16 protein-coding genes are annotated in these 24,088 nt (G+C 54.7%); 9 read left to right on the forward strand and 7 right to left on the reverse strand.

What is annotated here, in order from left to right; genetic code table 11:
* Positions 1-9: 9 nt before the first annotated feature.
* The 5 genes from rsxC to SBL51_RS09355 all read left to right on the forward strand — a co-directional run bounded on the left by rsxC (position 10) and on the right by SBL51_RS09355 (position 6,233).
* A complete protein-coding gene (gene rsxC / locus SBL51_RS09335) occupies positions 10-2,304 on the forward strand; it encodes an electron transport complex subunit RsxC (RefSeq protein ID WP_317930648.1) in 2,295 nt (764 codons plus the stop codon).
* A complete protein-coding gene (gene rsxD, locus SBL51_RS09340; RefSeq protein WP_317930649.1) occupies positions 2,301-3,350 on the forward strand; it encodes an electron transport complex subunit RsxD in 1,050 nt (349 codons plus the stop codon). The genes rsxC and rsxD overlap by 4 nt, the downstream gene beginning before the upstream one ends.
* Positions 3,350-4,003: an electron transport complex subunit RsxG gene (gene rsxG, locus SBL51_RS09345; RefSeq protein ID WP_317930650.1), complete on the forward strand. Its 654-nt coding sequence runs from the start codon at positions 3,350-3,352 to the stop codon at positions 4,001-4,003. The genes rsxD and rsxG overlap by 1 nt, the downstream gene beginning before the upstream one ends.
* Positions 3,996-4,715, forward strand: coding sequence for an electron transport complex subunit E (locus SBL51_RS09350; RefSeq protein WP_317930651.1), 720 nt, complete (start codon positions 3,996-3,998; stop codon positions 4,713-4,715). Before rsxG ends, SBL51_RS09350 begins: the two co-directional genes overlap by 8 nt.
* Positions 4,716-4,928: 213 nt before the next feature.
* Positions 4,929-6,233 carry an HDOD domain-containing protein gene (locus SBL51_RS09355; protein ID WP_317930652.1) on the forward strand — a complete coding sequence of 435 codons (1,305 nt, stop codon included), beginning with the start codon at positions 4,929-4,931 and terminating at the stop codon, positions 6,231-6,233.
* A gap of 47 nt (positions 6,234-6,280) precedes the next feature.
* On the opposite strand, the gene SBL51_RS09360 is transcribed toward SBL51_RS09355, so the two are convergent.
* A complete protein-coding gene (locus tag SBL51_RS09360) occupies positions 6,281-6,868 on the reverse strand; it encodes a YceI family protein (protein ID WP_317930653.1) in 588 nt (195 codons plus the stop codon).
* 328 nt (positions 6,869-7,196) lie between these two features.
* Between SBL51_RS09360 and SBL51_RS09365 the strand changes: the two genes are divergently transcribed.
* Both SBL51_RS09365 and SBL51_RS09370 read left to right on the forward strand, forming a co-directional pair.
* Positions 7,197-9,458 (forward strand): TonB-dependent receptor, encoded by a 2,262-nt coding sequence (locus tag SBL51_RS09365; protein ID WP_317930654.1) that lies wholly within the window; start codon positions 7,197-7,199, stop codon positions 9,456-9,458.
* 76 nt (positions 9,459-9,534) lie between these two features.
* The gene (locus SBL51_RS09370) at positions 9,535-11,403 is read left to right on the forward strand and encodes an alkaline phosphatase D family protein (RefSeq protein ID WP_317930655.1); all 1,869 of its coding nucleotides are present in this window, start codon (positions 9,535-9,537) and stop codon (positions 11,401-11,403) included.
* A 208-nt stretch (positions 11,404-11,611) separates the two neighbouring features.
* On the opposite strand, the gene SBL51_RS09375 is transcribed toward SBL51_RS09370, so the two are convergent.
* A complete protein-coding gene (locus SBL51_RS09375) occupies positions 11,612-13,852 on the reverse strand; it encodes an arginine/lysine/ornithine decarboxylase (RefSeq protein ID WP_317930656.1) in 2,241 nt (746 codons plus the stop codon).
* 279 nt (positions 13,853-14,131) lie between these two features.
* On the opposite strand from SBL51_RS09375, the gene SBL51_RS09380 reads away from it, so the two are divergent.
* Both SBL51_RS09380 and SBL51_RS09385 read left to right on the forward strand, forming a co-directional pair.
* Positions 14,132-15,115 carry a 5'-methylthioadenosine/S-adenosylhomocysteine nucleosidase gene (locus SBL51_RS09380; RefSeq protein WP_317930657.1) on the forward strand — a complete coding sequence of 328 codons (984 nt, stop codon included), beginning with the start codon at positions 14,132-14,134 and terminating at the stop codon, positions 15,113-15,115.
* Positions 15,108-16,187: a nucleoside hydrolase gene (locus SBL51_RS09385; RefSeq protein ID WP_317930658.1), complete on the forward strand. Its 1,080-nt coding sequence runs from the start codon at positions 15,108-15,110 to the stop codon at positions 16,185-16,187. Before SBL51_RS09380 ends, SBL51_RS09385 begins: the two co-directional genes overlap by 8 nt.
* Before the next feature lie 109 nt (positions 16,188-16,296).
* Here SBL51_RS09385 and SBL51_RS09390 read toward each other — a convergent pair whose 3' ends face one another.
* The 5 genes from SBL51_RS09390 to SBL51_RS09410 form a co-directional block, all read right to left on the reverse strand.
* On the reverse strand, positions 16,297-17,379 hold the full coding sequence (locus SBL51_RS09390; protein WP_317930659.1) for an aromatic ring-hydroxylating dioxygenase subunit alpha: 1,083 nt from the start codon (positions 17,377-17,379) through the stop codon (positions 16,297-16,299).
* Between the two features lie 104 nt (positions 17,380-17,483).
* Positions 17,484-18,806 (reverse strand): DUF1329 domain-containing protein, encoded by a 1,323-nt coding sequence (locus SBL51_RS09395; RefSeq protein ID WP_317930660.1) that lies wholly within the window; start codon positions 18,804-18,806, stop codon positions 17,484-17,486.
* Between the two features lie 34 nt (positions 18,807-18,840).
* Positions 18,841-20,505, reverse strand: a complete 1,665-nt coding sequence (locus SBL51_RS09400; RefSeq protein ID WP_317930661.1) for a DUF1302 family protein — start codon at positions 20,503-20,505, stop codon at positions 18,841-18,843.
* Positions 20,506-20,559: 54 nt separating this feature from the next.
* On the reverse strand, positions 20,560-23,037 hold the full coding sequence (locus SBL51_RS09405; RefSeq protein ID WP_317930662.1) for an efflux RND transporter permease subunit: 2,478 nt from the start codon (positions 23,035-23,037) through the stop codon (positions 20,560-20,562).
* Between the two features lie 22 nt (positions 23,038-23,059).
* Positions 23,060-24,019 (reverse strand): WD40/YVTN/BNR-like repeat-containing protein, encoded by a 960-nt coding sequence (locus SBL51_RS09410; RefSeq protein WP_317930663.1) that lies wholly within the window; start codon positions 24,017-24,019, stop codon positions 23,060-23,062.
* Positions 24,020-24,088: the final 69 nt, after the last annotated feature.

Below are 24,088 nucleotides of genomic sequence, written 5' to 3' on the forward strand. Positions count from 1 at the left end.
GAGAATGTAGTGTCAGCACCGTCTATGGATACCAAGCCCGAACAGCACGTCCGCAAGATTTACCCCATTCCTGGGGGCGTGCATCCGCCGCAAAATAAGGCGCAATCGACACAAACTCCGCTTACCGAGGCCACCCTGCCGAAACAGGTGATCCTGCCCCTGAGCCAACATATCGGCGCCGCTGCGGTGCCCATGGTTGAGGTTGGTGAGCGCGTGCTCACTGGGCAGTTGGTGGCCCAGGCCAAGGGTGTGGTCAGTGCTAATGTACACGCCACGATCTCCGGTACCGTTAGCGCCATCACCGACTGTGTTCTGCCGCACCCGTCGGGTATGTCCGGCCCCTGTATTGTGATCGAATCCGACGGTTTGGATGAGTGGCAACCTCTGGAGCCCTGTGAAGCCTATCTGGAGCAGGACGCCGACACCCTACTGGCCAAAATCCGTGCCGCTGGCATCGTCGGCATGGGCGGCGCCGGCTTCCCAGCCGCGGTCAAGCTAGCGGCGCGCAGCCCCATACAACATCTGATTATCAACGGCACCGAGTGTGAACCCTACATCACCGCTGATGACATGCTGATGCGCAGCTACCCAGAGGCAGTTATCCAGGGCACCCTGATCATGGCCAAGATTTTGGGCGAGCCGGAAGATCTCGTCATTGGTCTGGAAGAGAACAAACCCGAAGCACTGGCCGCCCTGCGCCAGGCTGCCGAAGGAACCCGGGTGCAGGTGGTCAGCTTTCCCTGCCAATACCCGTCAGGGGGCGAAAAACAGCTCATCCAAAGGCTGACCGGTAAGGAGGTGCCCTCTGGCGCCCTGCCCGCCAGCCTCGGCTGCGTGGTACAGAATGTCGGCACCGCCTACGCCGCCTTTCGCGCCGTACGCTTTGGCGAGCCTCTACTGAGCCGGGTAACCACTGTTGTGGGCGAAGCCCTGGAGAAGTCGGCCAACGTCGAGGTTCGCCTGGGCACGCCGGTAGGCGAGCTGCTCAGCCAGTTTGGCTACCAGGCCAAAAAGGCATCACGGCTGATTATGGGTGGGCCAATGATGGGCTTCGCCCTCACCAGCGACCTCATACCCGTGATCAAAACCAGCAATTGCCTAATCGCCCCCAGCCGGCGCGAAATGCCAGCTAACAACCCACCCGCACAAGCCTGTATTCGCTGTGGCTTGTGCGCCGAGTCCTGCCCCGCCAGCCTGCTGCCGCAGCAACTGTACTGGTACGCGCGCTCAGAGGATTTCGACAAGCTGGAGAGCCACCATCTATTTGATTGTATCGAGTGTGGCGCCTGTTCTTATGTCTGCCCCAGCAATATTCCGCTGGTGCAGTACTATCGCTCAGCCAAAGGCAGTATCCGCCAGGCCCGCGAAGACAAAATCAAATCAGACCACTCCCGTCAGCGCTTTGAGTTCCGCCAGGCACGGCTGGCCAAGGTAGAGGCCGAAAAAGAGGCCAAGCGCCTGGCGCGCCAGCAAGCGGCCGAGAAGGCCAAACAGAAACTGGCCGATAATCCGCCCCCCGCAGCAGCCATCCCCACTGCCCCGGCAGCGGTTAGCGAAGCTGGCGGCGCCGATGCCATTGCCCGACTGGAACGGGCCGTCGAGAGCGCCCAGGCGCGGGTAACCACCGCCCAGGAGCGCTACCAGGAGGCCGTTGCCGAAGGCAGCGAACGCGCCGAACAACTGCTGGCCAAGCTTAAACAGGCCGAAGTTCGCGCCAATGAAGCCAAACAGAAGCTGGCGGCCGCCCAGGCGGAGCCGTCTGCTACACCAGTGGAAACCAGCGACGACCCAGTAGCCGCGGCCATCGCCCGCGCCCAGGCCAAGCAGGCCATGAACCCGGCCGAGAAGGCCAAGGCCAATGTCGAGAGCCTGCAAAAGCGGCTGGCAAAAGCCCGTGAAAAGCTGGCAGAGGCCACCCAGGAGAACTCCGATAAGGTCGAAGCTCTGCAAAGCGGGGTGGAGAAACTTGAGCAGAAGTTGGCCGACGCCGAACAGGAGCTGGCCCAAACCGCCGGCCAGCTTGAGCCTGTGCTCGCCGCCGCCGACGACCCGGCCCAGGCCGCCATCGAACGAGCCAAGGCCAAGGCCGCAGCTGCAGCCACCCTCTCCCCCACAGAGAAATTGACCAGCCAGATAGAGAGCCTGCAGTCACGTCTTGCGAAAGCGCAGACCAAGCTGGCCGAAGCACAAGCCGCTGAGGCCGACAACCAAGAGGCGCTGGCACTCGGGGTTAGCAAACTCACTGAAAAACTGGCGCAGGCACAACAGGTGTTGGCCGAGCTTGAGGAGCAGGCCAACCCATGAGTTTTATCCAGCACTCGTCCCCCCATGCCCACGGCAGTAACAGCACCCAAAAAGTGATGCTGACGGTTGCCCTGGCAACCCTGCCGGGGCTGGTCGCCATGGTCCTCTTTTTTGGTATTGGGCCGCTGATCAACGTCATGCTGTGCGTTGGTTTTTGTGTTGGCTTCGAGGCGCTGGCCCTGGCTCTGCGCAAACGGCCCATCGGCTTCTATCTGCGCGACTACAGTGCGCTGGTCACCGGTGTACTGCTGGGCCTGGCACTGCCACCCTACTGCCCCTGGTGGCTACTGCTGGTGGGTGCCTTCTTTGCAATTGTCGTCGCCAAGCAGCTCTACGGCGGTTTGGGTTTCAACCCGTTTAACCCGGCCATGGTCGGCTATGTGGTGCTGCTCATCTCTTTTCCGGTAGCCATGACCCAGTGGGCAGCCCCGACCGGCGTTGGCGACCACTCATTACCGGGCCTGGCCGCAGCCTTGAGCCAGGTCTTCAGCGGCCAGGGTGCCGACGGCTATAGCGGTGCCACACCGCTCGATGCATTCAAACAGGCCCAAGGCCTCACCGTCGACGCCATCTATGAACAGCCTCTGTTCAGTGCCGGCCACATCGCCGGCGCCGGCTGGGAGTGGGTCAACCTGGGCTTCCTCATCGGCGGCCTGTTTCTGCTCTGGCGCGGTATCTTCAGCTGGCACGCACCAGCGGCCATGTTGCTGGCCATCAGCCTGCTCGCTTTTATCTTCTTCGATGGCAGTTCCGAAAGCGGCGGCTCCCCCCTGCTGCATCTATTTTCCGGTGCCACCATGCTGGGGGCGTTCTTTATTGTCACCGACCCGGTCAGCTCGGCGGTTTCCAAAAAAGGGCGCCTCATCTATGGCGCAGGTATCGGCGCGCTGGTCTACGTTATCCGCACCTGGGGTAACTATCCCGACGCCGTCGCCTTCTCCGTGCTATTGATGAACTTCGCCGCCCCCTTTATCGACTACTACACCCTGCCCCGCACCTACGGCCACACCCGGCCACGGCGGGCCACAGAAAAGGCAGATAACTAATGCTGGGCCGAGCGATCAGTAAAAACAGCCTGGTGCTGGCGCTGTTTGCGCTCTGCACCGCCGGTGTTCTAGCAACCACCTATCAGCTCACCAAAGAGCGGGTGGCCAAATCGGAACGCACCGCCGCTGCGAAAGCTTTGTTGGAGATCGTGCCGCAAACCATGCACGACAACGATCTGCTGGTAGACATAATTCCGGTACCGGAGGCGGCTTGGTCAATGCTCGGCCTCGCTCAACCCGCCAATATCAACATCGCTAAACTGCACGGCGAAATCACCACGGTTATCGTTCCCGCCACGGCGCCAGACGGCTATAGCGGCGCCATCGGCCTGATCGTCGGCGTTAATCGCGATGGCTCCCTGGCCGGAGTGCGGGTATTAACCCACGGAGAAACCCCGGGGCTCGGCGATAAGGTCGACCTACGTAAAAGCGGCTGGGTGTTGGGTTTCATCGGTAAATCACTCAGTAACCCGACCATTGACAGCTGGGCCGTGAAAAAAGATGGCGGCGAATTTGACCAATTCACCGGCGCCACCATCACCCCGCGCGCGGTCGTCAAGCAGGTGCGGAAAGTGCTAGAGTTCGCCGAGCACTACCAGAGCCAGCTATTTAATCTGCCGCCCGCCGGCGATGAGGAAGCCCCCGATGAGTAACACCAGCTACGGTCAATTGGCCGCCAACGGCCTCTGGAAAAACAACCCGGCGCTGGTGCAGCTGCTCGGCCTCTGCCCTCTGCTGGCGGTAACCGGCTCTGTGGTCAATGCCCTCGGTCTGGGGCTGGCCACCACGGTTGTACTGGCCGGCTCCAACTTGGCGGTTTCGATGATTCGCAATGCCGTCACCGATGCCATTAAGCTACCCGCTTTTGTCATGATCATCGCCTCCTTCACCACCTGTGCCGAACTGTTGATGAAGGCCTTTACCTACGAGCTCTACCAGATTCTCGGTATCTTCATTGCGCTGATTGTCACCAACTGCGCCATTCTCGGCCGGGCCGACGCCTTCGCCTGTAAAAACCGGGTGCTGCCCGCCATGGTGGATGGCTTAATGATGGGGCTCGGCTTTGCCCTGGTGCTGGTGGTGGTAGGCGCCATCCGTGAACTGCTGGGCAACGGCACCCTGTTTGCCGATATGCACCTGTTGGTCGGCGAAATAGGTCGCAACTGGAAGATTACCGTGGTGGATAACTACCCCGGCTTTTTGGTCGCTATACTGCCACCGGGTGCCTTTCTGGTTACCGGCTTTCTTATCGCGCTGAAAAACATTATTGATGGCCGCCTGGAGGCAAGCCGTGCACAACGCCTGGCATCCGCCGGCGAGGCCAAGGTGAGTCGCCGGGTGCGCACCACCGGCCACATCGAGTAATCTGGCCGAAAGAGCCAAGGTTCTGACTGCCATCGGCTTGCGAAAAACGCGTCAATATAAATCCTGCATCGTGCCTGGTGGTCAACCTGCCCGTGCCCAGACGGCAAATTTGCCAAAACCTGGCTAAAACTTTGCCATTTCTCCAGCTTGGTGCACATGAAATTTTCAGATTCAACTATAATTTAGTCTCAACTAATGGGATTGGATCCGTGCATGTTTCATAAGCTGTTTCAAAAAGAGAAATCAAAACCCAAAAAAGCGTCAATACAGATGGAGGCCATCGACCTCTCAGTCTTCTCGCTTGATAAGCTCAAAGGTCTGATTCCTTTTGCCTCCTCTCCCGAATCCACCAATATCATTACCATGAGCTTTACCGAGCTGGTCGAGTTACGTACCAGCGAACGGCTGTTCGAAGCCGGGCTCAATGATGAATGGGACTACTACCTACTGGAGGGTGAGGTTGGGCTGATCGCCTTCGATGGCCGGGAATCGGTAATTGAGGCCTCCTCCCCCAAAGCCAAAAGCCCTCTGGCCTACCTGCGGCCACGGAAATATTCAGCCGTGGTGCGCTCTAAAAACGCACTGTTTGTAAAAATCCCCCACCACGTACTCGACCTTGGCTTTCAACAGGCCAAGAGCAACCACCAGTGGGGAGCTCAGGAAGCGGTGATCATTGGTCAGGTACACCAGGAGACACTGTTCGATCGGGTGGAGCAGGAGATTCACAAAGGCACCCTGGTGGTACCCACCCTGCCCGAGGTGGCGGTTAAGGTGCGCGAAGCCTGCCAAGATAACGACAGCTCAGCAGCCACCATTACCAAAATTGTCGCCCACGATACCTCTATCTCCGCCAAGCTACTGGCGGCTTCCAACAGCCCACTCTACCGGGGCGCGGTGCCCATCAACACACTGCAGGACGCCATCGCCCGGCTCGGCCGGCAGACCACCCAACACCTGGTCTACTACTACGCCACCAAAGAGCTGTTTGAAACTCCGATTCCCCTGCTGCGTAAGCTGTTCCAGGCCAACTGGCAACGCTCCCTGGAGCGGGCGGTAATGGCTCACACGCTGGCCAAATTCAGCGATTCCGAACTCAACCCCGATACCGCCTTCCTGTGCGGGTTGCTGTTTAGAATTGGTGATCTGGTGGTATTCCAGTATGTGGCCGATATTGAAGAGGAGCCCAATGAGCTGGCGAAGGTGCAGAACATTGCCGAGGCCACCTCCTCACAAATCAGTCGCCTGCTGGTGGAAGATTGGAAACTGCCAGAGGCGGTGTCAGAGGCGCTGCAGTTTGGTGGCCAATGGCGGTACACCAGCGGCCAGAAAGAGCCGGACTATGGCGAGCTGATGATCGTCACCAACATCCACCTGCGCATGCTGCACAACAATATGAATGGCCTGCCCGACCTCAACCAGGTACCCGCCATCAAACGCATACTGACCGAAGATTTTGCCCCCGACACCAGTATTATTATCGAGGCCAAAAAGGCGCTGGCCGAATTTATGCGGCTTTAGTAAGCAACGCTGCCATTGCTGGCAGCGTTGTTGTCATCAAACAGATACTACTTATCAAAGGTCAGTACAAAACTGACCGGTACCATCTGGCTGATGGTGCTTAAACCAGCCACTTCACGCAGTTTTTCCACTCCCGCGGCCAAACCAAAGTCTTCCGCTTTGATCATCACTGGCGTTACCGCGCTCACCACCCAATTTTTGCGGCCATGGGTAACCAGCACCTGCAAGGTGATATCCTGAGTCACACCGTGTAGCGACAGTTGCGCTGGAATCTCTACGGTTTTACTGGACGATTTTTTAATGCTGTCCATCACCGCATTAACGTTGGCGGTAATGGTGGCGGTGGCGAATTTCTCGGTTTCAAACAACATGGAGCGCATGCGCTGATCGCGCACCTCAATGCCGGTGGCAACACTGATCAGATCGATCGAGACAGTCGCCACACCGGCCTTGTCGATACTGCCACTGAGGCCGGTAAAGCGATGCACCTCGGTAATGGCGCCATTCTTGGTGGTAATGAAGGTCAGGCTGGAGCGTTCGCTATCGAGGGCCATATCCGCCCACACACCACTGCTGAACAACGCAACCATCACCAGGGCCAAACTGGCAAACATACGGCGGCTGATACTTTTCATAATTCTCTTCCTATCGTCTGAAAACTGATTACCGATGAGCCGGCCGGCTGTCGTTGCAACCGCTTAAGTGGCATTCCCTTAAGTGGCAACCTCACACAACTGGGCAGCGACTCCCATCCAACGCCGGCGCTGAAACCTGCGGGCGGCGAATATGAAACTTGCGGGCGACCACTCTGCCACCAAGTGGCGTCGTTGCAAAGCGGTAGCGACCCTAGGATCGAAAAATAGCCCGAGAGTTTCCCCAGGCCGGCTATTTCGCTGTCTTAATCCTGTAGCAATTGCATTGCACATTAGCGGAGTTTTTACTCTGCTATGGCTGCATTTCGTTATGATATTGAAACCCAACCTGCTGGCCACCGTAATCGCCGGCGGCCTGCTCACCACCACTCCCTCGTGGGCACAAACCAATCACCCAAGCAACGCTATCGAAGAGGTTTTGGTTACCGCTCAAAAGCGTTCACAAAACATACTGGATGTCCCCCTTACCATCTCCTCGCTCTCCGGCGACACGCTGCAAACCTTGGGTATCAACCAATTTGATGAAATATCTGAATTGATACCTGGGCTGGTGGTGCAGCAGCAGAGCATCAACAACAACGGCTATGTTATCCGCGGCATCACCTCCGATGACGGTAGTGCGCCCAGTGCCGCGCGGGTGTCTGTCTATTTAAATGGCGTTGATGTGTCCCGTTCCCGTGGCTCCTATTTTGAACCCTACGACATGGAACGGGTGGAGGTGGTAAAAGGGCCGCAGGCAACGCTGTTTGGTACCGCCGCCTCGATCGGTGCCATCAGCTTTATCACCAATAAACCTCAGAGAGAGTTTGCCGCAGAACTCCACTCCAGCGCCGGTAACTACGGTCTGTTTGAGGTGGGCGGCTTTATTACCGGGGGCAGCGATTGGCTGCAGGGACGCCTCGCCTTTTTAAGCCGCGAGCGCGATGGCTATGTTAAAAACCGCTCCTCGGAGGCGGATCTCAACGGTTTTGAGCGCACCGCCATACGCCCCGGTCTACGCTTTACCCCCAACGATCAATTCACGCTCGACCTGATCTACAACTACGAGAAGGCCGACGACCCCGGCACCGCCTTCTCCAGCCACGACGCCCTGTTTACCGATCAATTGGCTCTGAGCGTACCCAATGAAAGCAACCTGGGCATGGCCAATGTTGGCGTCGAACGCGAAACCAACGATCTCAACCTGACCAGCCAATGGCAAATTAATGCACAGTGGCAACTCACCTACATCGGCGCCTACCGCGACCACGACTCCCTGGAGGCCTTCGATGCCGATGGCACCGCTTACGAATTTCTCAACTTTGCCGAGCAAGCCGATGGTAGACAGAACAGCCATGAGCTGCGGGTGAATTTCAGCGGCGATCGTGTCACTGGTTTCGCCGGGCTCAGCCATTTTTCCGAGCAGGCCAAACAGACCGTGCCCTTTACCACCGAAGAGGGGCTCTTTTTAAGTTGTATCGGCCAAGCAGCGGTTCTGGGAATTACACAGTGTGATCCCGGTACCACCCAGTTTGTTACCACGCTGATACCCGCACTGCCGGTGCAAAATGCTATCCCCTACCAATCCTATTACCGCAATGGTGCCGACAACCAGGCAGAGTCGCTCTTTGCCGATGCCACCCTGGCTATCAGTGATAGAGTGGAGCTCACCTTGGGGGCTCGCTACGTGGATGAAAAACGCCGCTCCAGCTATGCCTCTGATGTTCCGCCCTCATTTTTTGCCACTCTGCTGACCGGCCAACCCACCGACCTTTTTGGCGGCGGTATCTATAACACCAGCGGCACCAAATTAAACGATGAGTTGACTAATAGCTCCCTACTGCCACGCGCCAATTTGCGCTGGCAGATTACGCCTCAACTCAATGGCTACGCCACCATCGCCAAAGGTGAACGCGCCGAAGTATTGGAACTCGCCAGCGGCTCAGCCGCTATCACCCCAGCGGAAAAAATAACCAACTACGAAATTGGCCTGAAAGGCAGTAACACCACCAACTCCATCAATTATTCTCTGGCGCTCTTCTATCAGGACTACCAAAACTTCCAGGTTAACGTCATCGACGAGGCGACCGGCCTGCTGCACTCGGAAAATGCCGGCAACGCCACCAACAACGGCTTTGAGGCAGAGATCACCTGGCTCGCCAACCACTACTTCACGGTTATCGCCAACTTGGCGTTGATCGATGCCGGCATCGACGACGATGCCAGTAATGGCGAATTTGCCGGCAATCAATTCCGACTGCAGCCCGAAACCAGTGGCGCCCTGGCGTTGCTGTGGCACTACCCCATCGCCAACAACCTGGAGCTCAACGGCAGCGCCAACTACAGCTACCGCTCGGAAGTTTATTTCGATATCGAAAATAACTTTAAAGAGAGTGCGGTCGGCCTGCTCGACCTGCGCCTGGGCATGGCCACCCAGGATGGTAACTGGTCGGCCGCACTGTTTATCGATAACGCCACCGATGAGGAGTACATCATCGACGCCGGCAACACCGGAAACGCCTTTGGTTTCGCCACCTATATTGAAGGCGCTCCGCTGATGTACGGCCTGGAGCTGCGCAAGCACTTCCAGTAATCAATCGCAAAAATAAAATCTCTCGCACTCTGTAACACAGGTGAACGCGGTGAGAAACAGAGGAATAGGAGTCAGTATGAAGAGCCTGAATCGACGGCAGTTTATTGGTCATTTAGGTGCCGTAGCCGGCAGCGCGACCCTGCTGAACGGCTGCGCGGTAGCCACCGGCAGCAGCAGTGCAGCCGGTTTTGAACACGGTGTCGCCAGCGGTGACCCACTGCAGGATAGCGTCATTCTTTGGACGCGTATCACCGCCAATGCGAAACAGCCACAGGAGGCGTTCAAGGTGCAGTGGCGCCTGGCCGAGGATGCAGAATTCAAACGTGTGGTGAACAGCGGCGCGGCCAGTACCTCAGCGGCGCGGGACTATACAGTGAAGGTGGATGTCGCAGGCCTTGAGCCCGATACAACCTATTACTACCAATTCCAACTGGGCCACGAAAAAAGCCCGCTTGGCCGCACGCGCACACTGCCCATCGGCGACATCGAGCAAACCCGCCTGGCAGTGGTCTCCTGTTCCAACTTCGGCTACGGCTATTTTAATGTCTACCGGGAGATCGCCCAGCAGGATGAGCTGACGGCGGTGCTGCATCTGGGCGATTACATTTACGAATACAACAACGAGGGCTACTCGGATCACAGCCTCGCCGCCGGCGAACGGCGGCTGCAGCCAGAACACGAAATTATCGCCCTGGACGATTACCGGGCCCGCTACAGCCTCTATCGCCGCGACCCGGACCTGCAGGCCGCCCACGCCCAACACCCGTTTATCTGTGTGTGGGATGATCACGAGCTGGCCAACGACGCCTACATGACCGGCGCCGAAAATCATCAGCCCGAAAGCGAGGGTGACTGGCAACAACGCAAGGCCGCCGCCATTCAAGCCTACCGGGAGTGGCTACCCATTCGCGACTACCAGGATGCCAGCAATCCGGCACTCACCTACCGCAGCTTCCAGATTGGCAACCTGGTGAGCCTCTATATGCTCGATACCCGCATTATTGGCCGCAGCCAGCAGTTTGATTACCAGGCCGATATGATCTGGCAGCAGATAGCCTTTGACACCTCCCAACTGGCCACCACCGGCAAGGCAACAGCACTACTTGAGGCCGGCGCACTGGCCAAACTCAAGCCCGAGCAGATTCAATGGCTGACAGTACCGTTTGATCTGCGCCAGCAGCCACCAAAGCCCCTGCTCGATTGGCAACAACTGCAAACCCTCGACCCACACAACCTGCCCGAGGGCTTTGCTTTTTTACCCGATGTCGAACAGGTACGCGCCAAGCTGCTGAATGATCCCGACCGCCAGCTACTGGGACTAACCCAGGAGGCCTGGCTGAGTGACGAGCTGCAGAAAAACAGCCACTCAACCTGGCAGATATTGGGCCAGCAGATCATTACCGGGGAGGTGAAATCTCCCGAAATTCGCGACCTGATGGCTACCAGTGAAGGCAAGTTGCCAGAGTACATCAACGGCATAGTGATGCTTGGCCAGTTGGGGCTGCCCTTCAACAGCGACGCCTGGGACGGTTACAACGCCTGCCGGCAGCGCTACCTACAGCTGTTAAAACACCACGCACGCAACCCTATCTCACTGGCCGGGGATTCTCACAACGCCTGGGCGTTTGAGTTAACCCCCGATGGCGAATCCACGCCCGTGGCCGTGGAGTTTGCCACCACCAGCGTCACCTCCCCCGGCATGGAGTCCTACCTGGCCAACAGCAACCCAGAGGAGCTCTCCCGTCGCTTGGTGGATTTCAATAAGGGTATGCGCTACCAGGACAGCTACCAGCGCGGCTGGATGTTGATTACCGCCACCCGCGACCACTGTCAGAGCCAGTGGCACTATGTGAGCACGGTTAAATCAAAACAGTATCAGGCGATCACCGGCCCCACCTGGCAGGTCACTAGCGGCACGCATACCCTGCAGGAGGTAGTCAGTTAAAGGCCAATAACAAGCGCAAGTAAAAAAAGAGTGAGTGAAAGAGAGACGGTGAAAAAGAAATTGTGAAAGAGGAAGTGCGAAAGCGGAAGTGCGTAAGATAAAAGCCAGAAATAAAAAATAACAAAAAGTAGCACCACCTGAAAAAGAAAAGCCCGGCATGCCGGGCTTTGTTTTTGGCGTAACAGCCACTGGCCAATGCCAGTAACGGTCAATCGCGCACACAGTCGATGTGGTAACTCACCTTGCCATTTTTCACATCTTTTACCAGGCCGTGAATATCAGTTTCAAAACCGGGGAACTGCTCGTTGAAGGTACGCGCAAAACGCAGATACTCAACAATGGTTTTATTAAACCGCTCACCCGGAATCAACAATGGGATACCCGGCGGATAAGGGGTAACCAGCATGGCGGTGATGCGCCCTTCCAACTCATCAATGGCAACCCGTTCAATTTCCCGGTGGGCCATTTTCGACCAGGCATCGGTGGGCCGCATGGCTGGTGTTAAATCACTCAGGTACATCTCAGTGGTTAGCCGGGCCACATCGTGCTGGGCGTAGACGGCGTGAATCTGGTTACAGAGATCCTTCAGGCCCATACCCTCATAGCGCGGGTGCTTGGCGAGAAACTCCGGCATACAACGCCACAACTGCATGTTGGTATCGTAGCAATCTTTAAATTGCTGCAACTCGGTGACCAGTGTGTTCCAACGGCCCTTGGTAATGCCGATGGTAAACATAATGAAGAAGGAGTAGAGGCCGCACTTCTCGACAATAATGCCGTGCTCGCTCAGGTATTTGGTCAGAATACCGGCGGGGATGCCCTCCTCGGCAAACTCACCATCGACATCCAGCCCCGGGGTAATAACGGTCGCCTTGATTGGGTCGAGCATATTGAAACCTTCAGCCAAATTGCCGAAGCCGTGCCAGCGCTCATTGGCTTTTAAGGTCCAGTCATCGCGTGCGCCCATCCCCTCCTCGGCGATGTAGTCCGGGCCCCACACCTTAAACCACCAGTCGGTGCCCCACTCTTCGTCCACCTTGCGCATGGCCCGCCGGAACTCCATCGCCTCGGCAATGGACTCCTCCACCAGAGCGGTGCCACCGGGTGGCTCCATCATGGCCGCGGCCACATCACAGGAGGCGATAATCGCGTACTGGGGCGAGGTGGAGGTGTGCATTAAATAGGCCTCGTTAAAGAGGTCTTTATCCAGCTGGCGACTGTTGGAGTCCTGCACCAGAATCTGCGACGCCTGGGAGATACCGGCCAACAGCTTGTGTGTACTTTGCGTGGCAAAAATCAGCGACTCGTCGCAGCGTTTGCGATCTTCGCCAATGGCGTGGTAGTCACCATAAAATTCGTGAAAGGCGGCATGGGGCAGCCACGCCTCATCAAAGTGGAGGGTGTCGATCTTGCCATCGAGCTCCTCTTTAATCTCCTCCACGTTATAGAGCACACCATCGTAGGTACTCTGGGTAATGGTCAACACCCGTGGCTTGGCAGTTTTATCGGTGATAAAGGGGTTCTTATCAATTTTGGCCTTGATGTTTTCCCACTTGAACTCGCTTTTGGGAATCGGGCCGATAATGCCGAAGTTATTGCGCGTGGGCATCAGGAAAACGGGAATGGCACCGGTCATGATAATGGAGTGCAAAATCGATTTATGGCAGTTGCGATCCACCACCACAATATCCCCCGGCGCCACCGTGGAGTTCCAGACAATCTTGTTGGAAGTGGAGGTGCCATTGGTCACAAAAAAGAGGTGATCGGAATGAAAAATGCGCGCCGCGTTGCGCTCACTGGCCGCTACCGGCCCGGTGTGATCCAGTAACTGACCCAACTCGTCCACCGCGTTGCAAACGTCGGCCCGCAGCATGTTCTCGCCAAAAAACTGGTGGAACATATGCCCGACCGGGCTCTTCAGAAAAGCGACGCCACCGGAGTGCCCCGGGCAGTGCCAGGAGTAGGAGCCATCGGCGGCGTAGTGAACCAGCGCCCGGAAGAAAGGCGGCGCCAGGGTATCCATGTAAGCTTTGGCTTCGCGCACCACATAGCGGGCGATAAACTCCGGCGTATCTTCAAACATATGAATAAAGCCGTGCAGCTCTCGCAGAATGTCATTAGGGATGTGGCGGGAGGTGCGGGTTTCGCCGTAGAGGAAGATGGGGATATCGGGATTGCGGTGGCGCAGCTCCGCCACAAACGCCCGCAGTTGCGCCAACGTGGTCTCGGCCTGGCCATCATTAAACTCTTCGTCGTCGATACTTAATATAAAACAGGAGGCCCGGCTCTGCTGCTGCACAAAGGAGGTCAGATCACCATAGCTGGTTACCCCCAGCACTTCGATACCCTGGTCCTCAATGGGTTTTACCAGCGACCGAATACCCAGGCCAGAGGTGTTTTCGGAACGAAAATCTTCGTCGATGATAATGATCGGAAATTGAAAGCGCACTGTCGACCTCGAAAGTAGATTGCGGCCCTGTCGGCCGTAAACGTTATGATAGGTGGCTACGCGCGGCCGGAACCGGCCGAGCTGGAAAGCTTTAGCCGCGGATTTTAGACCATTTCCCTGGCTAACAGAATGATCCTATGGCTGCGGCTTAGGTAGAAAAATGTGTTTATCATCAAAGCTTCCACAAACCGTTTAACCACCAGGGGCATACATATTGCTTTTCGACCACAGGCAAGCTTGCCACGCCCCTTCGATTAACCCCGTAAGACAGGCCCCAGAATGAAATCCCTCGCTCGTTGGTTCTTACTCACCGTTGTTATCATTACCACCACTGGCTGCCAAACCACCCCCGAACAGGCCGCTGATCCCACCGGTTACACCGCCGTTATGGTGGCCTACGCCCCCGAACTGGAGGGTATTCTCTCCACCTTGGAGAGCCTGCCCCATGCCGGCATCGATCGGATCGAAACCATTAAAGGGGTCACCTACCGCATTGGCCATTTCCACGACCAGCCCATTCTCATTTTTGCCACCGGCATGAGCATCGCCAATGCCGCCATGACCACCCAGATGGCACTGGACTATTTCCCCATCAACGAGGTGGTCTACATGGGCATTGCCGGAGCAGTTAACCCCCAATGGCAACCCGGGGATGTGATCGTACCCGAACGCTGGTACTACCACGATGAAAGCGTCTACAGTAACCCCGACCCGGCAGAGCCCGGCAGCTACCTGATTCCCGACTACTACCGCCGTTTTCTGGCGGAGCAACCCGCCCGCCGCGCCGCCGACCCCAATGTTCCCAACTATCAACCGATCGGTTTTATCCACCCGGATGAAGTGGTGGTAATCAAAGACGGCCTGGATAAACCCCAGGACACCCCCTACTTCAGCGCCTCGCCGCGCCTGCTCAAGGCCGCTCAGCAGGCAATCGCCAGCATGCCCACCCAGCGGGTGTTGGACGAGCGTGATGCCGTATTAAGTGTGGGAGGCAATGGCGTCACCGGCTCCGTCTTTCTGGATAACCGCGAGTACCGCAAATGGGTACGCGACGTCTTCAACGCCGAGGTAACCGAAATGGAGTCCGCCGCCGTGGGCCAGGTCTGTTACGCTAACGAGGTGGATTGGATGATCATTCGTGCCATCAGCGACTTGGCCGGGGGCCAGGAAGGGGTCAATGTCGAACACATCTACGACAGCGAAGTATCCCGCATTGGGGCAGAGGTACTCTTTGCCGTACTGGAGGAGCTCAGCCATGACTGATCGTCTAAATTGTTGTTACCGAAGCGCGGGCAAGGTTACTCAGCGCACGAAAGCAGCCCTGCTGGCACTGCTGCTGGCTCTGGTTGCCGCCCACACCCGGGCCGAGCCTGAGAAGATTATCATTGATGCCGACGTCGGTATTGACGATGCCATGGCCATACTGCTGGCCCACGCCTCACCGGAGCTCGAGGTGGTGGGCATCACCACCGTATTTGGCAACGCCACCATCGAAAACAGCACCCGCAATGCGCTCTATTTAACCCAGCGGTTGCAGGTGGCCACGCCGGTTGTGCAGGGGGCCCGTAAACCCCTGGTACTGCCGGAAGGGCCACCCACCGATTTTGTCCATGGCGCCAACGGACTGGGTAATTACCCGGTGAATCTGGCCGGCGACCGAATACCGTTAAACCTGACCGCCGCCGAATTTATTATTGAGCAGAGCCATATCTACCCCGGGGAATTAACCCTGGTGCCCGTGGGCCGACTGACCAATATCGCCCTGGCACTGGCGCTGGACCCAACGCTGCCGTCTCGCATCAAGCAGGTGGTATTAATGGGCGGCGCCTTCCACCACCCCGGCAATGTCACCCCCGTGGCAGAGGCCAATATCATCGGCGACCCGCACGCGGCTGACGTCGTGTTTGGTGCCCCCTGGCAAAAGCTGGTAGCCATCGGTTTGGATGTAACCACGCAGCTGGTGGTGGGCCCGAAAGACCTCGCCGCCATTACCAAGAAAAACCCCACGACCGGCCAATTTCTGGAGGGAATCAGCGCTTTTTATCTCAATTTCTACCGTTCGGTCGGGGTCGAGGAAGGCTTCTATCTGCACGACCCAGCGGCCATTCTCTACGTGATTAAGCCAGAGCTGTTCAACTTGGAGGGCGGCCCGGTACGAGTCATCACCGAAGGTATTGCCATCGGTCAAACCATTGCCGCAACCGCCGACCAGGCCGCGCGCTTAAGCGACTGGCAAGCCACGCCGGCCAGCCTTTACGCGGTTGGTGTGGAACAGAAAAAAGGGGTTAAATTATTTTTATCCCGTTTGCAAAAACTGCCCTTAAGCAGTGAATAACCGTGCCGACAAAAAAAGCCCGGAATATTCCGGGCTAAGCCAGCACAGAAGTGCCATCTGCCTCAAGAGAGAACAGATGCACACCTCTTTTGGGACCTCTTAAACTGCATTACACTCCACCTTCCACGGGCGCCTGCTCCGCTTTCAGCATGCGCTCAAACACTCTCCGCACCCGCAAGCCACCGGCGTCGCTGGAGAGGACTACAGGCTTTAACTCCCAAAAGCCACGCCCCTGCATATTTTTGAACTGCGCCTCGATAACCGGTTTATCCTCCTGGGTAAATGCTTCGGTCATACCCGCCATTTTCGCACGGTTGTAGTCGCCATCACCCAGCAGGTAATTGCGCGAAGAAGCAAAGAAGTAGTGGGTGGTGGATTCGGTTTCCGGGGTTACCGTATGAAAGTCGTAAAGCACGGCTCCGTCACGATGGAAATGGGGGCTATCCTGTACCGCACCAACGCACAGATGCATATGGCTTGGCGCCTGCCAGGTGACCTCAACAAATTGATCGGCCTTATCTTCTGGCCGCGGCAGATGCTCGCGCAACAGCAGCATCGCCGGGTCGGCAATCCAGTCCCATCGAATATGAACCCGGTTATCATCGGGCTCGCTTACCTTAGGGATCTGCTCACTCAGTTTGCCGGCGGTATTGATTAACGGGCCATGCAGGTGGTCGACATGACTGAGGTCCATTACATTGTCGATAATCAGGTCGTAGCTGCACCGGTTGTACATATACACATGGCCAACCGCCGTCTCCGGCTGTTCGGTATAGAGGCTGTTGTTAGGCACCAGCGCCAGCTGCGCCTGCTCAGGCTCCCCCATCCACAACCAGATAAAACCATCCTGCTCGACGGTGGCGTAGCGCTTAACCGCACAAGCACCGGGTACCCGCTGGTTACCGTGAGGATTATGAATGCACTCACCCACGGCGTTAAACTCCAGTGCGTGATAAATACACTCAATGTTATCGCCCTTGCGCTTACCCAAACTGAGCGGCGCAAAACGGTGTGGACAACGATCCTGCAGCGCGGAAATCTGGCCACTAGCGCCCCGCAAAAGAACAATAGGTTCGTTCATTACGGTACGGCTAAACAACGCTTGCGTATCAACCTCGCTCGACAAGGCCACCACATACCAGGCATTGCGTAAAAAATAGTTGGGGTTTTCCTTTGCGATTACTTCGGTCATTAGTTGCCACCCTATTTTTATCATTATGGTAACGGTGAGATTACTGTCACCGCCGCAGAAGAGGACGGTGACAGCAGAACAGATCACATCGATTGGCTCGCCAATTAACTGCCCGAGGTGCGCATATTTTGCACGGTAAATTTATCCAGTGGGCTAAGGCTTGGATCGACAATCCCTTTAAATTGCGCCGTGGTGCAGTGATTGGCCTGAATATCAATCATGGTTACCGCATCATCGATAGAGACACCCGAACCTTTATTGATCGCCAGGTGGTGGTCCGGATGCGCTTGACCAATGGTGAAAGACTTCCACATATCGCCCTTGCGGTCATACAGCACGTTGCGCGGCATGGTGAAGGTTTGTGCATCGATAAAATGTAGCCGTTTACTAATGGGATGGCTTTTATCAATGGGGGAAGACTCCAGCACATAGACTTTTCTGAGCTGGTAGCTAACCTCCGGGAAACAACCGCCTTTACCACCATAGGCCACCATCTGAAATCCATCCTCGTCGTTCTGGTGAATTTCAGTATCAAATGAAGTCAGATCGTTGTGGTTATAAAATGGCAGTAATATGTTTTTTGTGCCCAAAAACTTCCACTGCATATCACTAACACGGCCGTTGTAGCCTTCGAAATCTTCGATCATCAGATCCGTACCCAAAAAGGCATCGGTGGTTTGGCCGGATGAGAGTCGGCGCACTCGACGTTGAAAGCCGAGGTAGAGATAGGCATTATCCAATTTTGTGTCATCTTCAAAACGGTGAATGAGCAGCTGAGTATTTTTAACATCAAACGGCTCAAGCACCATTGCGTAGGTACCACGGAAGAGATTCGATGGATTGGGGGTAATTTTCGGTAACGGCTCTTGCGTGGTGCGATGTGTGTAGTTCAAAAAGTTAAAGTTGAACTTCAAAGTCCGCTCCTTTTTACCGGAGTCCATATTGCGCATAACCCAATAGAAGGGTTTGATCGCGGCAGAATCGCCCCAGTTATAACCGTATTTAAAGTTCCAGGCCAACTTCTCCCCGGCACGAGGATCATCCAACGAGGGCTCTTCCGGAAATGGCCGCCCGGCGACAGTCTCAGACAACTCACCGTTGCCCGCCCCCAAGGTAACACCCGCCGAGTATTTGCGGGTGGCATCAACATAGCTTTGGTGAAGATCAAAGGAGGTTGTTTCACCCACCGTGATAGAGGTGTCACCCGCCTTAATAAATTGGTACATAGCAGGGTCGAGAATCTCTTTAAATTGATCGACGTTGCTCTGATCGATCGTCATCCCCACCGATAAACCAGGGTATGAGGGAACCCCATTTTTATAGGGGTGAAAAGAGTTATTGATTACCTCTTCGCTTATCTCGGCGGCTTGAGTCGAGATGGATACCGCAGCCGCTAGGGTTACGGCGAATAGTTTGAGCTTTAACATGAGTACACCTATCACTTAGTCTTATATTTATGCATTAGAAGCTGTAACGAATAGTCAGTTGGACCTCGTCTTCATTATTGGCAACCCCTATTGGACCATTGGTAAATCGAGAGAGCGGCTCGGTTACGCTGGCACCGCCCGCTACTGTCCAGGGGAAGGTCTCATCGCCACCGGTTTTAATATTTAAGCCCAGGTTGAAGAGCCAATGATTGCCCGACAAATAGGAGATGCTCGGAGCAATCGCCGTAGCCTTGCCACCCACATCGTGCGCCAGAATAATTTGCGGGCTTAAACGGTTGTTGATATAAAAACCTTTAAACAACATCGTCGCTATCCAGTTATCCTCTTCATTCGGCATATCCTTTTCAAAATCGAGAATATGTTCACCGAAGAGCTGCACCGATATCAAAAAGGCGCTTTGTGTACCCAGCGCCGGAATTACGAGGTTTTTATCCAAACCGATCACATAGCGGGCCATTTCAGTCTCTTTGTGGCCATCCGTATCACGCGCTAACTCTTCGCCTTCGGTATAGGCAAATTCAACCCGCCACACGGCATCAGCTGCCATGGAGTAGTAATCGATAGCACCGCCCAGAAGGTTAACCCGCGGGAATACAATATCGAACACACCATCAGCGGCTGGAATCGGCAAACCTTCTGCGAAGGGACGGAAATGCAGTGACGGTAACTGTTGACGATAGGTCAAGGCATTGAGGGAAAAGGTGGCATCGCCATAAACGCCTTCCCACTTTAAACCCACCTGAGTGTTAGAGAGATTCCAATCCGGCTCTTCCACATCGTGGATAATCGGAACATTGCCGGCGTACAGTGCTGGCAACCCCATGGAACCCAATACGGCATTTAAGTAGCTGGCATTCACGTAGGAAGAGAAGAAACAACCGGCATCCAGAATACGATAGGATTGACCACAGGTACCCAGGTTACTCGGCCGGAATTCATCAAAATTCCACACCAGTTGGAAATTGGAATCATCGAAAACCTTATTGGCCCCCATACGCCAATCCACCTTCAGCATCCACTGCGGAATACGGATATCTTCCAACTCGTCATAAATATTGTGTCGGGAATAATCGACCGGGTTGATTACATCCAATACCCGAAACAGATCCGTTTTACCCCAGACCACCTGCTGTTTACCCAGTCTGAATGAGAGAATATCGTCACCACCTACAACCGTATCGGCGGTAACGTAGAGTTCACGGATAAAATCATAGGAGTCGTTGAAATCTGGATAGCGGATATCATTGCTATCCTGGTCCATATAGCCATCCAAATTGTGACAGAGCAGCGTGTCGTTTTCACAGGGAACCGCAACACCGGGCGTCAGAATTACCGGTGATGAGACATCGCTGGAGTGCCAATCCTCGCCCAGGTACTGGTAGGTGACATCCTCACCAAACTCATCATCGTTCATATCATAAACACCGTCGTAGGTTCCCCTGATAATGGCGTTTACAGAAATAGAGCGAAACAAATTGCTGCTAAATTTGGATTCAAACTCCAGCTGCAGAGTGTTGCGAAACTTGGAAAGGCCAACTTCGTCGCGGTAATAACTTGCGTTTTCAGCAAAAACCTCAAGGTTACTATCCGCGGCCGAGACCCCATTTGCCATGGTTAAAGTTAATGCAGACAACACCAGCGACAGTGGCTTTCGCTGCACAGTGATTAATTTCGACATTGTGGATACCTCATTATTATTATGGTAATGACTAAATTTATACAGCTACATAATTTAGGCTGTTGCTTTTTTTAAACAGGTGGCAGAGGTCGCTTCCGTTAAAGGCGCAGCATCCGAGTCAGCGCTGGAATCGGCATCCGCCAAACCATGGATAACTCCGTCCTCATCGCTATAGGCGCTGGTAATAAAGGCCGGCTTGAATATCAATATCCATGAGGGGACTAACAGCAGCGCAGACAATCCATTGAGTACCACCATCACAATCAGCAGCAGGGCCGCATCGCTTTGGAAGCGCAAATCAGAAAGTACCACCCACATAACAATGCCCGCGATCAACGTTATAGCGGTAAAGCTCACCGCCAAGCCGGTGGTGCGAATCGCTTTTTGGACCGCCGCAATCAAGCTGTGCGAGAGCACCATTTCCGCCCGAACACGATCCATCATGTAAATGGAGTAATCGATACCGACACCCACACCAACGGCAATAATCGGTACCGTATTGGAGTTAATGCCCATACCGACGATGCCCATGTAGGCGTAGGTCAGTGTGGTGGCGAAGAACATGGCACCAAGCATCATGGTGCCTGCCAAGAACGAGGAGTAGAAAAGAGTGACGGAACAAAAAATGAGTAGAAATACCAGTGGCAGAACGAGCAGATTGGTCTGAAAAGCCGCCTCGTTTTGTGCCGCAATCACACCAATAGTGCCACCCGCCAGGCGAATGGTTAACCCCTCTACCTTACCTTCGTTTTCTGCGATCCAGGTTTTTGCTGCGTAGATCGCCCGGCGAATAGTCTCCCCTTGATGATCCTTATAATAGAAGACCAAGTTCGCTACCCGTTCGTCGGTGTCGATAAATTCATTGAGGGCACCGGGTATTGGATTAGACATCATGTAGGTGTACATCAAACCACCGACATACAACTGATCGTCGGGTATCTGTGACCAGCGCGGGTCGGTGTTGTGCAACAGGCGATTAACCTGCTTGACCAGATCTGGTGCACCCTTGGCCCCACCAACCTCTGGATCGAGTAACATATGCCGTTGCAGATCGGCCAAAGCTTTAAGTACTTCCGGTCTTTTTATCCCGCCTTTTTCGTCCGTTTCGGCAACGATATACATCTCCTCGGAACCGGGAAAACTATCGTTAATCGCTTTGGACGCAAGGTTGTATTCGTGATCTTGATACAATATTGGCGAGCCAGGTTCGGATTCGCCAATCACAACTTTCGAAGAGAAATAGAGCCCACCGGCCATTAATAGCAGGCCGGCAACCAAGAGTCGTTTGGCCGACTTCTGGTCGCTGATAAGATCCGCACACAGAGAACCCACGTGGCGGAAAATATTATGTGTTGCCTGGCTATTTTTCGGTTTCGGCAGCACCGACAACAGCAGTGGCACGGCAAGCAGGACGGTAACAATAATGCTCAATGCCCAGATTGACGCGTAGTGGGCCATTTTTGTGTTAAGGGGAATCGAGCCAATTGCGATAAGCAACAACCCAATAGCGTCAGAAACCACACCTAAGCTTCCTGGTCTGAACAGATTTTCAAAGGTCAATCTGGCAGCCAGGTGGTGATTATCGTGGGTGGTTAACTCTTGATAGTAGCGCTCAACCAGCTGTATCCCGTGGGACATAGCTCGCGCTGAGATCAGAAATGGAATCACCAGGCTGAGCGGATCCAGGTTGTAGCCAAACAGAGAGATAATACCTACCCCCCAAATGGAGGAGACGATCACCCCGGCCAGCGGAATTAAAATTCCATAAGCTTTGCGAAAATACCAGATCAACAGAGAGACCATAATCAATCCGGTAAACAGGAAGATCACAATTATCTGGTCAAGATATTGGTAGCTCCAGCCGACCAACATCGGTTGGCCGGTCACATGTATTTTTACCCCTTCTGCCTGCTCAGACTCCTGCAGCGCACGAATTTGTCGAAAGGTTTCGGCATAATCGAGTTTCCCTTCAATCAACTGTGCCTTAATTAAGGCCATGTGCATATCAGGGCTTACCAGTGGCCCATAGACACGGGCATCAGCAATGACATCACTTTTTAGTGAGTCCAGTGCGGCATCGGTTTGATTGGTCTGTTCAGGATTGTAATAGGGCTCGGAGTTTAAATTGCCCTCGGGGGTTAACCACACTTTACGGGTATTTCGGTGGGTCAGACTGGTAACCAGGTTATGATTGACGCCGGGCAGTGAATCTATTGCCTGCGTCACCCGATGAATACGAGCCAGGGCATCGTTATTAAAGATATCACTCTGTGTGTATTCCACACCAACGATAATCACGTTGGCCCCACCAAACGACTCCTTGATCTCATTATGCAATTCAATGTAAGGGTGCGTTTGCGGGAGAAGATCAGCAAAATCTGAATAGATTTTTAAATTGGGCAGCTGCAATGCAAAGAAAATAGCAACCAGTGCTATTAAGCCCAATATGATTTTTGGATACTCAAACACCTTAGTCTCGAACAGGTGCAGCCAATGGGTAATCTTATGATTATTCGCGGATTTCTTATTCATGATTTTTACCACCACACAACACTTATAAAGCCAGTGTTAAAATTGAGCCCTGGCCACCAACCAAAAGCAGCTGCTGATCCGCAACAAGACCCGACCGGAGAAAAACAGGAGGCAGTTCGACCGGCACACTCTGCCAGAGGCCATCGATTTGCTTTAATAGCGTCGCGTTGTCTCCCACCACGTAGAGCGAACTACCATCTGAGACGATGCCATACAACGGAGCAGATACCGGAGTGACCATCGACTGCCAACTGTTGCCACCATCGTCGGTGTGTAACAGCACTCCATCCAGGCCCACTGACCAACCCTCTGATTTATTGGCGAACCAGGTTTGTTGCGGGTAAAAATCATCCAGCATGGGATCTAACAGCTGCCACTGCTGGCCACCATCAGTGGATTTGGCCAAGAGGCCAAATTCGCCGGCTACAATCGCTGTCTCTTTATCAATAAATTGAACTGAGGTGAGAAAAGCATCTTCATTGAGAGAAGACTCGTCCCAAGATTGGCCGCTATCGCTGCTGTGCAGGAGAGTGGAGAAGCTACCCACCACCCAAATTGAACCGTCGGGAGCACAGGTCAGATCCATCAAATTTTCCGAGGTCGGCAACTCCACCTTTTGCCAATTAGTGCCATCACTCGGAGCAAGCCAGACGGTTTGATCAAAGCCGAGAGCAACGAACGTTTGATCGGGGCAAACAGCCAGGTCGATCAAGCCGCTCTCCGATGGAAGTTCCTGACGTTGCCAGTTGGATTGATTTAACTCTCGACGCAGTATCAAGCCGTTGTTGCCGACCGCGACTTGTACTGCCTGGTTGGCGGCGACCGATTGAATCTGATCCGTTCTGCGAACGGCTTGTGTTGTGGTTTGCTCAATTCCGGTTAAATCGAGCGAGGCTTCACACCCAGTCAGAACACCCACCAGAATGGGCAGCCACAGTGGCTTGAGTCGGAAGCCATTCGAATTCAATTTATTGTTATTCATCGTTGGGCCATTTTTGTGCTAGCGCCGCTATTAAACATCGGCATTATTATTAGTGAGATGATTGGTCGG

The sequence above is a fragment of the Halioxenophilus sp. WMMB6 genome, from assembly GCF_033283405.1.
In the GTDB taxonomy this organism is placed as follows: Bacteria; Pseudomonadota; Gammaproteobacteria; order Pseudomonadales; family Cellvibrionaceae; genus Halioxenophilus.